This is a genomic window from Pedobacter sp. 05T44 (assembly GCF_056395985.1).
Map to the genome: position 1 here is coordinate 65,074 of NZ_JBFTKO010000017.1, position 13,908 is coordinate 78,981.

Sequence of the window (13,908 nt, forward strand, 5' to 3'; positions counted from 1 at the left end):
CTGATCATTTACAAATTGCATGCCATACATTGAAAAGAAATATATTATTATACGAATAACAACTTTTAAATAACACTAACAATTATATCACATAGCTTAACTACGATCCTTATATTTCAATTTATAAATACTTAGAACACCATCAAGTAACTCATCCGGATTTAACTCTGTATTAAACCAGTTTATTTTAACACCATCCTTCTCCATCTTCCTAAAAAAGGTCATTTGGCGTTTTGCAAATTGGCAAATCGCTATAGCAAGTCTTTCTTTTAATTCCGAATAGCTAAGCTCATCGAAAAGATAAGCTGCAATAAATTTATACTCCAGGCCATAAAAAACAAGATCTTCTTTAGTAACTCCTTCAGCAATTAACCCTTTCACTTCATCTATCATACCTTCATTAAACCTAAGCTCAAGACGATTGATCACTTTCTGTCTCCGCAACTCAACATCCGATGTCAAACCAATCACCAGTGGATCAATTCCAGGTCTTTCAATTGATTGCAAATCGTTATGTATCAGGTATTCTGCAATCTCAATTGCCCTGATCATTCTTTTATGGGATGATTGATCTGCCTGTTTTGTAAATTCGGATGGATAAGCAGACAACTTGTTCCTTAATAACTCATTGTTCAGTTCTTTTAAGGTGTCCCTCAGTTCACTATTTACTGGTATAGCGGTGTATTCATGATTTTGAAGAATACTGTGAACATACATCCCTGTACCACCACAAAGTATAGGAAGTACATTTTGGTCAGTTAATTTCTGAAAAATAGCAAAGAAGTCCTCTTTAAATTCGTTTACGTTATATCTTTCTCCTGCTTGTTTAATATCGATCAAATGATATGGAATAATTTTTCCATTCACCGCATACTCACTAAGATCTTTGCCAGTACCAATATCCATACCCCTAAAGATTTGCCTGCTATCTGCACTGATTATCTCGCCATTTAGCGCTTCGGCCAATTTCACAGCGAGCTTGGTTTTACCAGATGCAGTTGGCCCCAAAATGATCAACAAAGGATTTTGATGCATTATAAGTATAAAATATATTTTAAATTACCAGTATTATAAATCTCTAAATACTCCTCTTGGATAAACTCAGCCGGTAACCTATGAGGAAAGTACCTAACCAAAGTATCTTTCTTCAGCCAAATCTCCAAAGGCGGTGTAACATCAGCGAGTTTAAAACCCGATTGCTCGTAAGCTTTCCCTAACGACCAATCCTTATCCGCATAACTCATTATGTCATCTGGCTTATAGGTCTTAATAAAATGTTGTAATAACTTTGTAAAACCTCCGATAACCGTATAACCAGATAAACTGGCAAACCTGATTAGCTCAGCAGATCTGTAGCCTGGACTAAGTCCTTTCATATACCTGAGGTTACTAAAACAAGCAACTGCAATAATCTGATCATCTAAACTTAGCCCGAATTTGTAATTAGATTTGGCCGATGCCTGCAGATGATTATTATTTAAGAAATCATCGGCCTGTTTTTGTGTAATTTGAATAATCTTAGTTTTGCGCGCATGAATACGTTTATTCAGACCAAGAATAGAAGAGATTCGTCCTATTACCTGTGCTTTTCTAGTTTCCCATATATCTTCCCATAAATGCACTACAGAAATATTTTTCAATTGATATTGCTCTTGCAACAATATCAGATCTTCAGGGCGATAAGCATTTATAAGTGGAATAAGGTTAATTACAACCTCCCCTGCTCCAATGGTTAGCAGTTTGTATTCTAACGATTCAATATCATGTGTGGTAATACCAATATTCCCAAAACTGGTAATTACATCTTGTTGCCAAACTGGTTTTATACCCAACCCTTTTCTTTATAAAGTTTAAACCCAGCCGCCAGAGCTTCCTCTATTTGCAACATCAATGCGTCATCCAGTTTGTTGATATGGAAACATGATTTACCATTTAACAACTTAAGCAGATCAGGACCAAAAATCTTTTTCATATCAGGCTCTGTGTATACCGGCATATAATAAAAACCCACATGTCCCTTTTGTATAATTACGCTTGCAAAGAAAACTTCATTTCTTTGCTTTCCTTCAATCACTACATTCTTGTCACTCCAAAGGTCAAAGGAAGTTTCACTGTTTACTCTATTACTAAAACCCACAGTAGCATAAGGCTGCAGCGATGCCCTAATGGTTTGAAAAATTTCTACAAAATCAGTTTTCATTGTTTTAAGTTATAGATGACTATCAGATAAACAACATCTATTTATCAATATTGTTTAAGATTATAAGTTATCGGCCAACCACCATTTGCTAGAAGGATAATTCTTATTTAAAATTACAGATTCACCCATTAATGGAGTAGCAATTTTCAAACTTTCTTCGTTTGCCTTATTAACAACCCTAATAATCGGATCATTCCAGTCGTGCATAGCTAATTTAAATTTCCCCCAGTGAACAGGCAGCAGAACCTTTGCACCCAAATCTATTGCAGCCTTAACAGTTTGCTCAGGGAAYATATGTATTAAAGGCCAGTAGGTATTGTACTGCCCGCATTCCAATATTGCAATATCAAAGGGTCCATATTGCTCGCCGGCATCTTTAAAATGTGTATCATATCCCGAATCGCCCCCTAAATACAATTTATCTTTTGATGTTTGTAAAACAAATGCAGACCATACCGTCTGATTTCTTTTAAACTTCCTTMCAGTAAAATGACGGGCAGGAAGCGCAGTAAATTTCAGCGTATTAAAAACAATTTCCTCTCCCCATGACATTTCAGTAATCCTTGAAGCAGGCACTCCCCACTTCTCCAAATGTGATCCTACACCTAATGAAACTATGAAGCGATTTGTTTTATCCTTTAATTTTAAAATGGCTTCATAATCCAGATGATCATAATGATCATGAGTAATTAACACAATATCCAGTTCAGGAAACTCTTCGACCTTTAAAAAATCTGTCCCTAAAAACCTTTTGGTCCCGATAAATGAAAATGGAGATGGCCTTTCGCTTAACACGGGGTCAACCAATATATTTTGGCCATCTGTTTGTACCAGATAAGAAGAATGCCCAAACCAGGTTATTTTAGTCTCGGAAGCATCTTGTGTAAAGTCGGGTTTAATGGTAGGTACCGGACTTTTAGGAGCCCCATTTACATTGCCCCGTAACATTCCTTTTATCATATCCCAATAACTTACGTTATCAGGTTTCATAGGGGTTGGCGACAAGTTTTCAAGTGCACCATCCCTATAATTAGGTAATTTTTTTATACGCGCTAAGCGAGCACCTTCAGGTACTCGCCCGAAAATAGGAAAGTTAAGCACCCAAACTGTAAACAGCACAAACACAGCAATAAAAATCAGTATGGAATACATAATCTTCTTTTCATATGGTTAATGTAAGCGAATATACTTACAAAAAATTCTGATCTCTTAACTTACTTTCTCTTCCGGCTTCTCGTCTTTTGCGAACTTTTCTGCCAGTCCCATTCCCGATTGTAACAACTCGTTCGTAATAGTCCTGGTATAATCAGTAATTTCAGCTTTAAAATCAGCTACCGACGCGCCTGAGCGGATTTCCTCCAATCTCTTTTCCCACTGTCCGGTTAATTCTGCTTGTGCAATTTTCTGATCTTTTACCACATCATAAACCGCTAAGCCTTTAGTTGTAGGAACAAGGTTTCTTTTTTCCCTAACAATATATTCACGGTTAATCAAGGTTTCAATAATAGCAGCCCTGGTAGCGGGAGTTCCCAATCCGCTGTCTTTCATTGCATACCTCAATTCTTCATCCTCTATATCTTTTCCTGAGGTTTCAAGGGCTTTTAATAAGGACGCTTCATTATACAGCGGTTTAGGCTTTGTTTGCTTCTCAAGTAAAGCCTTATTTACAATGGGAAGCTCTTCGCCTGCCTTTACTTTCGGTAATGATGGATTTTCTTCATCCTTCTTTTCGTCATCCGATTCATTAAATACCGATCTCCAGCCAGCAGAACGAATTACTGTTCCATTTGCCATAAAAACTGATCCGGCTTCAATTGTTATCTTTGTAATTTCTTTTACGCATTCCTGGTGGAACGCTTCAAGCATCCGGCCAACTACCATATCATAAATGGCCTGTTTATCGCCACTCAATTGATAAGGAGATTCTCCTGTAGGCAAAATAGCATGGTGATCCGTTACCTTCTTTGCATTTACACTTCTCTTATTCAAAGGTGCCGTTTGTAGAAAATCGGCCTGTTTCCCAAAATCCTTATGCACCTTCAGCTTATCTATCAGGTTAGGAACACCAGCAAAAACATCATCACCGATATACCTGCTCCCTGTACGGGGATATGTAACCAATTTACTTTCATATAAGCCCTGCAACAAGTTCAGCGTCTGATCTGCTGTAAACCCTTTGCGTTTGTTGGCTTCTTGCTGTAAGCTACTTAAATCATGTAATAAGGGAGGTGGTTCTTTTCTTGGTTTTGCTTCTACAGTTAAGATCTTACCCCCATTTGGAAAACCAGATGCAACGTCCTCAATTTTTGCGAACAATTCTTCTGCTTCCTCCTTCTTATCAAAGTTATTTACGGAAATTGCTTTAAACAGCTGACCATCCTTGTCTAACTGTATGGCAAGCTGATAATATAGTTGCGGCACAAAATGCTTAATTTCCAGAAAGCGGGAGCAGATCATTGCTAAAGTAGGTGTTTGAACCCTTCCCAATGAGAGCACCGACCGCGCTCCTGCCGATATACTAAGTGCCTGGGTTGCATTCATTCCTACCAGCCAATCTGATTCAGATCTGCAATGTGCCGAATTAAAAAGTGTATCATAATCTGTTCCCGGCTTTAGATTTCTAAAACCTTCCTTAATCGCTTCGTCAGTTTGCGACGAGATCCACAGCCTTTTGAAGGGTTTTTTACATTTCAAAAAATAGTAGATATAACGGAAAATAAGCTCACCTTCCCGCCCGGCATCCGTTGCCACAATGATCTCGGTAGCTTCATCAAACAATTTCTTAATGATGTCCAGCTGTTTCCTAACGCCCGGATCTTCCACCAACCCATCCTTGGTTTTTATTTTTCTAATACCAAGCTTAAATTTTTTAGGCAGCATTGGTAAATGTTGCCTCCTCCATCCAATAAAACCATACTCTTGAGGAGGAGCCAATTGAAGCAAATGCCCAAATGCCCAGGTAAAAGAATATCCCTTACCCTCTATATAGCCGTCTTTTTTTGTAGTAGCGCCGAAGACTTTAGCCAACTCACGAGCCACTGAAGGCTTTTCTGCAATAACAATCTTCATAATTATTCAAAAATATCTATACCAACTTTAAATGTGTTGCAATGTGCATCCACTATATCTTTTATATCTGGCGAATACCCTCCGCCCATACTCACCTGAACGGGTAAATTATTGTCTTTACAAAACTGCAATACCATCCTGTCTCTTTCCATACAAGCCGCTTTTGATAAAGCCAGCTTACCTAACTTATCGCTTCTAAGTACATCTACTCCTGATAAGTAAAATACAAAATCAGGTTTATGTTTTAGCAGCGCGGGCAAACGTGATTTTAATTTACTTAAATACAATTCGTCTTCAATTCCATCCTCCAATGCTATATCTAAATCAGATTGCTCTTTTCTAAATGGGAAATTTTTGTCGCCATGCATAGAAAATGTAAATACACGCGGCTCACCATAAAAGATCTCTGCTGTACCATTTCCCTGGTGAACATCTAAATCTACAATTAAGATCCGATTAGCTAAGCCATTATTCAGCAAATAATTGGCCGCGATAGCCTGGTCGTTCAACAAACAAAACCCCTCGCCCCAATTGCTCCCGGCATGATGTGTACCACCTGCAACATTAAAAGCTGTACCAAACTGCTTTGCATAAATGGCACCATCTATCGTTCCCTGGGCAATTCTCACCTCGCGCTCTACCAACTGTGCTGTTAAAGGAAACCCAATCCTTCGCTGTTCCTTTGCAGGAAGCGTTAAATCCCTTAGCTTCTCCMAATACTCTTCCTTATGCGTCAGCAAAATCACCTCTTCACTTACTTTATCAGGAGCAAAAAGGTTCTTACTAGTTATAAATCCCTGGTGTAATAACTGCTCGGGGATCAACTCATACTTAAGCATTGGGAAACGATGCCCCTCTGGTAAAGGATGTGCAAATAAAGGATGCCAGGCAATTTTAACCATCTTATCGCAATATTTGCTCTACATGCTTTTCAATGTTATTACAAATCTCGTCAACAGGCAAATCATTTGCATCAGATCCAAAAGGGTTCTCAATCTCTTCTGCAATGAGCTCCAAACTGGCCAGTACATACAGTATAAATGGCACAATAGGAACCACAAAGTAACCTAAGCTAAACACCCATCCAAATGGCAAAGTAATTACATATATGAAAATGAATTTCTTAATGAAAGCACTATAAGAATACGGAATAGGTGTATTCTTAATTCGCTCACAGCCACCACATATATCAGTAAACTGCTGAACATCTGCATTAAGTATAATTAACTGCTCCTGACTGATAGTTCCTGCTGCCTGCAACTCAAAAACTTTAGATGAAATACTGGCCGCTACCTGATTAGGAATGTGCTTCCCACCATCAACCTCAATAAGGAAACTGTTTTTTCCGAAATACTGTTTTTCCCTCAAATGCTCTTTTAAAGCAAAGGCATACTTCGGAATTCCATATTCAAAAAACTCTACATGTTCTTCTTTTAGTTTTAACGACTTAATCTTTATTGCAAAATTACGACTCACATTGGTTAGTGCGCCCAGAAGCCTCCTACCTTCCCACCACCTGTCGTAAGAAGTATTGGTTCTAAATACCAATAACATAGAGATTACAAAACCCAGCAGGTTGTGCATCATTCCTATATTTTTAACATAGGTAGTTTCTGCCAGTTTCAGATAGTTAAGTTCTAAAAAGGCGATTATAGCCGAAAAAATGGCTACGCTAATCATTAGTGGCCACAATTTCCGAATTGTATCCGCCTTATGGACATGAAAGATAAAAGTGAACCAGTCTTTTGGATTATAGTTTATCATATTAAATCTCTTAAATAGTACTAAATAATACCTTTAGCAATCTGAAGTAAAAGTTCGCCCGTACGAAATACATCTTCAAATGAATTATATAAAGGAACCGGACTCAGTCTGATTACATTAGGTTCCCTCCAATCGCCCAGAACATTATTTGCTGTTAATTTCTCAAAAATCTCTTTTCCATTCTGTTTTGCAATAATAGATACCTGAGCGCCACGATCGTTTTCACTTAGAGGGGTTATAATTTCAAATTGCTCAAACCCCAATACCATATTAACCTGATCTATAATATAAAACAAATAAGAAGTTAAAGTTTTACTTTTAACTCTTAATGGCTCAATAAACCCTGCTTTTTCGAAAATTTGCAATGAGGCAAAATACAATGTCATAGGCATTACCTGAGTGCAGCTCACCTGCCACCCATCTGCACTTGCTTCTGGCAAAAAGCCCTTTTCCATTTTAAATCGCTGCGCTTCCTGATATCCCCACCATCCTGCAAAGCGATTCAGTGTGGTATCTGTAAAATGCTTTTCATGAACAAAAATGCCACTTATTCCACCTGGTCCTGAGTTCTGATATTTATAAGAACACCAACAGGCAAAGTCGATATCCCAATCGTGTAATTTTAATGGAACATTACCTGCAGCATGTGCCAGATCAAAGCCTACAATAGCCCCTTTAGCATGCCCTGCCTTGGTTATGGCTTCCATATCGAACCATTGCCCGGTAAAGTAATTTACCCCTCCAAATAAAACTAATGCTACTTCATCGCCATGTTCGTTAATCTGTGTTAAAATATCTTCTGTTCTTAATGTATATTCACCTACTCTTGGGGCCACCTCAATAATCGCTTCTTTAGGATCATACCCGTGAAATCGAACCTGGCTTTCAACTGCATATTGGTCTGACGGAAAGGCACCTGCCTCCATGATGATCTTGAATCTACCTTTAACGGGTTTATAAAAACTTACCATCAATAAGTGCAAATTAACCGTTAAGGTATTCATCGGACAAACCTCTTTAGCGCTTGCTCCAACCAATGGTGCCATCAGTTTTTTCAGCTCTTTATGATAGAACATCCACGGATTATCACCTTCAAACCAACCCTCTACAGCCAGATTATGCCAGTTGTTTAACTGCTCATCAACTACCTTACGTACAGCTTTAGGTTGCAATCCTAAAGAATTACCACACAGATAAATAAATGGTTTTCCATTTTGTTGCGGAAATAAGAAATCATGCCTAAAACTACTAAGCGGATCTGCCTGATCTAGGCTTTGAGCAAAGGCCAAATTGTTCTCAAAATTCATCGATTCAAATATMAATAAAAAAGGCAGATAAATAAATCACCTGCATCATTTGTTATCAACAATAATGGTTTTACCTACTATAAAAATCAGTTTTATTTGTTGGGTTTGCTCACAAATTTATTCCCCCTGATGTAATATCTCCAGGGAAGCAAAGCATGATCTTCGGCATAATCAACACCAACTCTTGCTGATGAAACGATCTGATCACCAGGAAAAACAATTCCTTTATCTTCAATCCATATCTCATCTCCCAATAGATCTTTTGCATTTAAGCCTTTATCTATCCCCATCGCTTTTGAAAGTGCTCCCGGACCTGCAGTAATATTAGGCTTTAATATTACCATATTCCTCCTCCTAAGCATTATATCTATTCCCTTTACAGGTTCAATCCCTCTAATTAAAACAGCATGTGGCGTCCCTTTTGGTGCGGTAACAACATTAAAAAGATGATGAATGCCATAACAGAGATAAACATAGGACAAGCCACCCTCTTCATAAATAACCTGAGTGCGGTTTGTAAAGCGCCCTCCATACGCATGAGACGCTTTATCATCTATTCCTTTATAAGCTTCTGTTTCAACTATAACTCCAGCAGTCAATTCGCCATCAATTCGGGTAAACAACATCTTACCAAGCAACTGTACAGCAAGATCATTTACGTCGGTATTTTGATAAAAAGAATAGGCTAATTTAGGCATCTATTAAATTAACTATTTCCTTTAGATACTTAGCATCAATATCATCAAAATGAGAAAGATATTCACTATCTACATCTAACACTCCTATAATTTCATTATTGCTAAAAACGGGCAAAACAATTTCTGATCTTGACGCAGAAGCACAAGCAATATGACCAGGAAACGCATCCACATCCGGCACTACCAAAGTCTCTGCCTGTTCCCATGAAGCACCACAAACACCTTTACCTTTTTTTATTCTGGTACAAGCTACAGGGCCCTGAAAAGGCCCAAGCACCAACTCGTCACCTTTTACCAGATAAAAACCAACCCAAAACCACTTAAACTGTTCTTTTAAAGCTGCCGAAATATTAGCCAGGTTAGCAATCTGATCGTCTTCTCCACTTATCAAAGCCTTGATTTGCGGAATCAAAGAGCGGTATTGCTCCTCCTTACTTATATCGGTTATTATGTGTAAATCCTCTGCCATTTTAATCTATGTAAATGAATTGCAAAAATACAAAACCACGCAGTCAATACTGCCATCTATGGGTAAAAGCATAATTAAAATCCCTAAATTTGCGATTTTAACTATCATATTAATCATAAAGATGAATAAGAAAACCTTAATTATCACTTCACTCCTTACGCTCGGAATAATCCAATCGGGTTATAAGCCATGGGAAGAAGGAATGTTCCCATTAAGTGAAATCCATAAACTTGACTTAAAAAAGGCTGGTTTAAAAATTGACCAAAACAACATATATAACCCAAAAGGCACCAGCCTGGTTGATGCACTTGTAAATGTTGGTGGCTGCACTGGATCTTTCGTTTCAAATGAAGGCTTAATCATCACCAACCACCACTGCGCCTTCAGCGCGGTACAACTCGCCAGCACCGCAGAACATGATTACCTGACAAACGGATTTGTTGCCAAAACACATGAACAGGAAATTGAAGCAAAAGGACTAACATGCCGCATAACTGACAGTTATGAAGATGTATCTGATCGCGTTTTAGGAGCTGTAGCACAGATAGAAGATCCTGCCTCCCGATTAAAAATAATCGATGATGTAATGAAAAACATCGTTATCGAAGCAGAAAAGAAAGACCCAAGTATTAAAGCAGAGGTATCCGAAATGTTTATCGGAAAAACCTATGTACTATTCCGCTACAAAACCATTCAGGATGTCAGACTTGTATATGTACCTAACAGACAAATCGGCGAATTTGGAGGCGAAACGGACAATTGGGTATGGCCTCGTCATACCGGAGATTTCTCTTTTATGCGTGCTTACGTAGCACCTGATGGCTCTCCCGCCAAATTCTCTAAAGACAATGTACCTTACACACCTAAAAAATTCTTAAAAGTAAACCCCAAAGGCACTAACGAGGAGGATTTTGTTTTCATCTTAGGATATCCTGGAAAAACATTCCGCCATCGTCCGGCTGCATTTATAGAGTATCAGGAAAAATTTCTACTCCCTTATGTATCCAACCTATATGATTTCCAAAATTCAACAATGGAAACTATTGGCAAAAAGGACAAGACTACTGAAATTAAACTGGCAACACGCATAAAAAGAAACGCTAATGTTTTAAAGAACTATAGAGGCAAACTACAGGGACTAAAAGGGATAGATCTAATTTCAAAAAAGAAAAAGGAAGAAGAAGCCCTTATCCAGTTCATCAACAACAATGTTAATGCTAAAGCAAAATACGGAAACCTGATGTCCGACATAGACAATCTGTATAAACTTATCAATACTGATGCCCAGCGTGATCTTTGGCTTACACAGATTTATACTTCAACAAACCTTTTAACGGTTGCTAAAAACATAAACGCGTTCAAAAACGCTCTTAAAGCTCAGCCCGCAGCTCAAAAGCAAGAGTTTTTTGATCAAAACATCCAAAAACTTAAGCAAACATTATCAAGCACCTAYGAATCATATGACATAGACGCAGATAGAAAGATATTCAAAAGAATGCTTGAAGACGCTTCTCGGTTCAGCCCAATCCAAAAGGTAACTGCCGTTAACAAAATCACTAGTAAAGGTGCAAATAGCAATGATGTTATTGATCAATATGTAGAAAGTCTTTTTGAAGTAAGCAAGCTAAAAGAAGTCAATTATGTTTTAAACGTATTACTTCAATCTCCAAAATMTATTTCTACATATAATGATGGACTACTTCTCTTTGAAGATGATATCGCAAAACAAATCAATGAGTTAAAACCTGAAAAAGACCGCAGAGATGGACTATTAAATAAGCTTATGGGCGACTATGTAAACATCAAAGAGAAGTTCTTAAACAAAGACTTCATTCCTGATGCGAACAGCACTCTCAGGTTAACCTACGGCTATGTTAAAGGCTATTGGCCGGCCGATGCCTCATACATGAGGCCATATACCACAATAAAAGGAATACTTGAAAAAGGTGCTACAGGGAATCCTGAATTTGCTTACCCAGAGCAAATCAAAACACTTTGGAACGCCAAAGATTTTGGTCCATATGCAAAGAAAGACCTTAACGACGTCCCAGTTTCCTTTCTTTACAACATGGACACTACTGGCGGAAACTCAGGCTCTCCTATCATGAATGCCTATGGCGAGCTGGTAGGCGTAAATTTTGACCGTGCATTCGGAGCAACAATAAACGATTATGCATGGAATGATAGCTACAGCAGATCAATTGGCGTAGACATCCGTTATGTACTATGGGTTGCTTCAAAAATTGACAAAGCCGATTTTCTTATAAAAGAAATGGGCGTTAAACTTTAATCTACAGACTCGTAAAATAACCATCATAAAAAGTCGCCCGATAAAATGAAAGGCGGCTTTTTCTTCCAATACAAAATCAAATTTCTTACTTAATAAATTACAGAAAGCATGAGAGTAATAGCAGAACTTCCACATCCAGAATGCAAGATCACCTTATTTAACATGAACCAAAAATACATCATCAAATTCGAGCAGGGAACCCTCGAACAAAGTTATAAATTGTCAGAACTCGACCTCAGTGGAGGAGGGGCAAACGAGATCTTTCAAATCTTGGATGAAGCCTTTATTGCCACTGTAGTTGAACGATTTAAGAGTATGAGAAGTGATTTTTCGGCTGCGTACAATAGACAGCAGTACTAGTACACCAAAGCCAACATAACTAACTGTATTACAGATAAATTGACAAACAAACAGAATATTATTCTGCATTTTATCACCCTCAAACCACCTCAAACATCTGCTTAAATAACCAAAAACTTAAACAAAATACACGTAATAATTCTGTTTTACAGATACTTAAATAAACACACAATATAATATTCTGTGGTTAAAAATCGCCAAATATATGAGAAGTTTAGCAAAAAAATAGCTTTTGAGACTCGCCGCTCTCCAAACAATTAATTGGTGGTATGGAGAATAATGTGAACCTTTGTGAAGATGAAAAATCAAATTAAAGTATATGAGAACTAAAATTAATACTTTGCTGGCATCCGCTCTAATAATTGCAACGGTACTTCTATCTTGCAATAACATTAAAGAATCCATCGAACGTGATCTTTTCATTACCCCTGCCGAGGGCATATCTTTTACGATACCAAAGATCACAAGTACCGAATCCGGAACAATCCTTGGAAACCTCAATGTGAAAAACTTTAATCTCGATTCTTTGATCAATAAAGAATCATCAAAATTCGGATTAGGTAATGTAAAAAACATACGCATCAAAGAATTCAACTTAGAACTTTTGGATGCAGATAGTTTAAATAACATTCAAAACATAGAAAACATAATTGTCAAACTGCAAGCATCCGGACAAGCAGACCAATCAATTGCTACAGTAAACCCTCCAAATACTCGAGCCACTAAACTTAGCATTCCAATAACATCCGGAAGTTCAGATGTCAGAACCTTCCTTACCTCCTCTTCATTCACCTATAATCTTTCAGCTAAATTAAGAACGGCTACTACTAAGGAATTAAAGGCACGCGTTAAAGTAACCTATGCCATTAGGGTTGGTTTATAAAAAATATAGTTATGGTTTAACTTCCCGTTAAGCATCTAGTTGTTTCAAATATTGATTCTTAACCAGAAATTTAGTATATTTGCACAAACGGGATATCATTATACTATTCTCTTAATATTTACTTGCCAATCAAACCTTTTGATTGGGTTTCAATTCCTCCTGGCTACTGGTCCGTTGTCGCCCGAGAATTAATTATATTAAGCCATATTAACAGTAAACAGCAATAAGTTTACATGTTTGGCAAACAGGTAAAACCAGAGGAGAGTTATTTTTTAACTAATACATTGAATTTATGGCTAAATCTCAGGCTACCTTCATGAAGAAGCAACTAGAAAAAAACAGACAAAAGAAAAAAGAAGATAAAGAGCAGCGTAAACTTGAACGTCAACAGAATTCCTCTGGTGGTGATCTTGAAAGCATGATGGCCTATGTTAACGAGTGGGGAGAAATTGTATCCACTCCGCCAGAGAAAAAATAATTTAGCCTTTAAAGCTAAAATCTCCAAAAGGATTCTTATTGTTTCAATAAGGGTCTTTTTTTTGCGACATTATTTCATTGTCATCTCACCTTGTGTCCGGGTTTGGAAATGGTTCGGTTCAGGTTAGGCAACACCAGGTGTTACACAGGGGTTACATAGGTGTATTACAGGTATGATGCAGATCCGTACCCCAACGAAAGGGGTCTCATGGGCATCTGATATCCGCGTATCAGAGAAAGAGCTAAGCAAGCTGAACCGAACAATTTAGTTCTGATTCTTCTTCAATAATCTCCCTATTAAAACATACAATGAACCCAAATGAAATGAAAGTTAATAAAAAGGAATAACTTTTGCAAGTAAGCATATGTCAGGTTAATTTATTCAATCCTC

The 13,908-nt window shown here is 37.7% G+C and carries 14 protein-coding genes; 4 read left to right on the top strand and 10 right to left on the bottom strand.

Annotated elements, in window-relative coordinates; genetic code table 11:
* Positions 1-96 precede the first annotated feature (96 nt).
* From miaA to AC1DDK_RS21545, 10 genes are all read right to left on the bottom strand, one after another.
* Entirely contained in the window at positions 97-1,035 is a 939-nt protein-coding gene (miaA, locus tag AC1DDK_RS21500; RefSeq protein ID WP_172663192.1) for a tRNA (adenosine(37)-N6)-dimethylallyltransferase MiaA, read from the bottom strand.
* Complete coding sequence (locus AC1DDK_RS21505; protein ID WP_172663193.1) at positions 1,035-1,832, bottom strand: hypothetical protein; 798 nt, start codon at positions 1,830-1,832, stop codon at positions 1,035-1,037. The genes miaA and AC1DDK_RS21505 overlap by 1 nt, the downstream gene beginning before the upstream one ends.
* Positions 1,823-2,200, bottom strand: coding sequence for a DUF1801 domain-containing protein (locus AC1DDK_RS21510; RefSeq protein WP_172663194.1), 378 nt, complete (start codon positions 2,198-2,200; stop codon positions 1,823-1,825). The genes AC1DDK_RS21505 and AC1DDK_RS21510 overlap by 10 nt, the downstream gene beginning before the upstream one ends.
* A 60-nt stretch (positions 2,201-2,260) precedes the next feature.
* Positions 2,261-3,352 (bottom strand): MBL fold metallo-hydrolase, encoded by a 1,092-nt coding sequence (locus AC1DDK_RS21515; protein WP_477634040.1) that lies wholly within the window; start codon positions 3,350-3,352, stop codon positions 2,261-2,263.
* A gap of 57 nt (positions 3,353-3,409) precedes the next feature.
* A complete protein-coding gene (gene topB, locus AC1DDK_RS21520) occupies positions 3,410-5,269 on the bottom strand; it encodes a DNA topoisomerase III (RefSeq protein ID WP_288883317.1) in 1,860 nt (619 codons plus the stop codon).
* 2 nt (positions 5,270-5,271) lie between these two features.
* Entirely contained in the window at positions 5,272-6,171 is a 900-nt protein-coding gene (locus AC1DDK_RS21525) for a histone deacetylase family protein (RefSeq protein ID WP_477634041.1), read from the bottom strand.
* 1 nt (position 6,172) lies between these two features.
* The gene (locus AC1DDK_RS21530) at positions 6,173-7,033 is read right to left on the bottom strand and encodes a bestrophin family protein (RefSeq protein ID WP_172663198.1); all 861 of its coding nucleotides are present in this window, start codon (positions 7,031-7,033) and stop codon (positions 6,173-6,175) included.
* 20 nt (positions 7,034-7,053) lie between these two features.
* Positions 7,054-8,340 carry a kynureninase gene (gene kynU, locus AC1DDK_RS21535; RefSeq protein ID WP_337714828.1) on the bottom strand — a complete coding sequence of 429 codons (1,287 nt, stop codon included), beginning with the start codon at positions 8,338-8,340 and terminating at the stop codon, positions 7,054-7,056.
* Positions 8,341-8,432: 92 nt separating this feature from the next.
* A complete protein-coding gene (locus AC1DDK_RS21540; protein WP_172663200.1) occupies positions 8,433-9,038 on the bottom strand; it encodes a DNA-3-methyladenine glycosylase in 606 nt (201 codons plus the stop codon).
* The gene (locus AC1DDK_RS21545) at positions 9,031-9,507 is read right to left on the bottom strand and encodes a GAF domain-containing protein (protein WP_172663201.1); all 477 of its coding nucleotides are present in this window, start codon (positions 9,505-9,507) and stop codon (positions 9,031-9,033) included. The genes AC1DDK_RS21540 and AC1DDK_RS21545 overlap by 8 nt, the downstream gene beginning before the upstream one ends.
* 121 nt (positions 9,508-9,628) lie before the next feature.
* Here AC1DDK_RS21545 and AC1DDK_RS21550 point away from each other — a divergent pair, with 121 nt between their 5' ends.
* The 4 genes from AC1DDK_RS21550 (at position 9,629) to AC1DDK_RS21565 (ending at position 13,518) form a co-directional block, all read left to right on the top strand.
* On the top strand, positions 9,629-11,797 hold the full coding sequence (locus AC1DDK_RS21550; protein WP_477634042.1) for a S46 family peptidase: 2,169 nt from the start codon (positions 9,629-9,631) through the stop codon (positions 11,795-11,797).
* A 108-nt stretch (positions 11,798-11,905) separates the two neighbouring features.
* Positions 11,906-12,157 (top strand): hypothetical protein, encoded by a 252-nt coding sequence (locus AC1DDK_RS21555; RefSeq protein ID WP_288883310.1) that lies wholly within the window; start codon positions 11,906-11,908, stop codon positions 12,155-12,157.
* A 319-nt stretch (positions 12,158-12,476) separates the two neighbouring features.
* Positions 12,477-13,040: a hypothetical protein gene (locus tag AC1DDK_RS21560; protein ID WP_172663204.1), complete on the top strand. Its 564-nt coding sequence runs from the start codon at positions 12,477-12,479 to the stop codon at positions 13,038-13,040.
* A gap of 316 nt (positions 13,041-13,356) precedes the next feature.
* Positions 13,357-13,518 carry a hypothetical protein gene (locus AC1DDK_RS21565; RefSeq protein WP_232325457.1) on the top strand — a complete coding sequence of 54 codons (162 nt, stop codon included), beginning with the start codon at positions 13,357-13,359 and terminating at the stop codon, positions 13,516-13,518.
* Positions 13,519-13,908 lie beyond the last annotated feature (390 nt).

Coding starts and splice junctions, on each gene's coding strand:
- miaA (WP_172663192.1), bottom strand. CDS start 1,035: ATGCATCAAAATCCTTTGTTGATCATTTTGGGGCCAACTGCATCTGGT.
- AC1DDK_RS21510 (WP_172663194.1), bottom strand. CDS start 2,200: ATGAAAACTGATTTTGTAGAAATTTTTCAAACCATTAGGGCATCGCTG.
- topB (WP_288883317.1), bottom strand. CDS start 5,269: ATGAAGATTGTTATTGCAGAAAAGCCTTCAGTGGCTCGTGAGTTGGCT.
- AC1DDK_RS21530 (WP_172663198.1), bottom strand. CDS start 7,033: ATGATAAACTATAATCCAAAAGACTGGTTCACTTTTATCTTTCATGTC.
- kynU (WP_337714828.1), bottom strand. CDS start 8,340: ATGAATTTTGAGAACAATTTGGCCTTTGCTCAAAGCCTAGATCAGGCA.
- AC1DDK_RS21540 (WP_172663200.1), bottom strand. CDS start 9,038: ATGCCTAAATTAGCCTATTCTTTTTATCAAAATACCGACGTAAATGAT.
- AC1DDK_RS21545 (WP_172663201.1), bottom strand. CDS start 9,507: ATGGCAGAGGATTTACACATAATAACCGATATAAGTAAGGAGGAGCAA.
- AC1DDK_RS21555 (WP_288883310.1), top strand. CDS start 11,906: ATGAGAGTAATAGCAGAACTTCCACATCCAGAATGCAAGATCACCTTA.
- AC1DDK_RS21560 (WP_172663204.1), top strand. CDS start 12,477: ATGAGAACTAAAATTAATACTTTGCTGGCATCCGCTCTAATAATTGCA.
- AC1DDK_RS21565 (WP_232325457.1), top strand. CDS start 13,357: ATGAAGAAGCAACTAGAAAAAAACAGACAAAAGAAAAAAGAAGATAAA.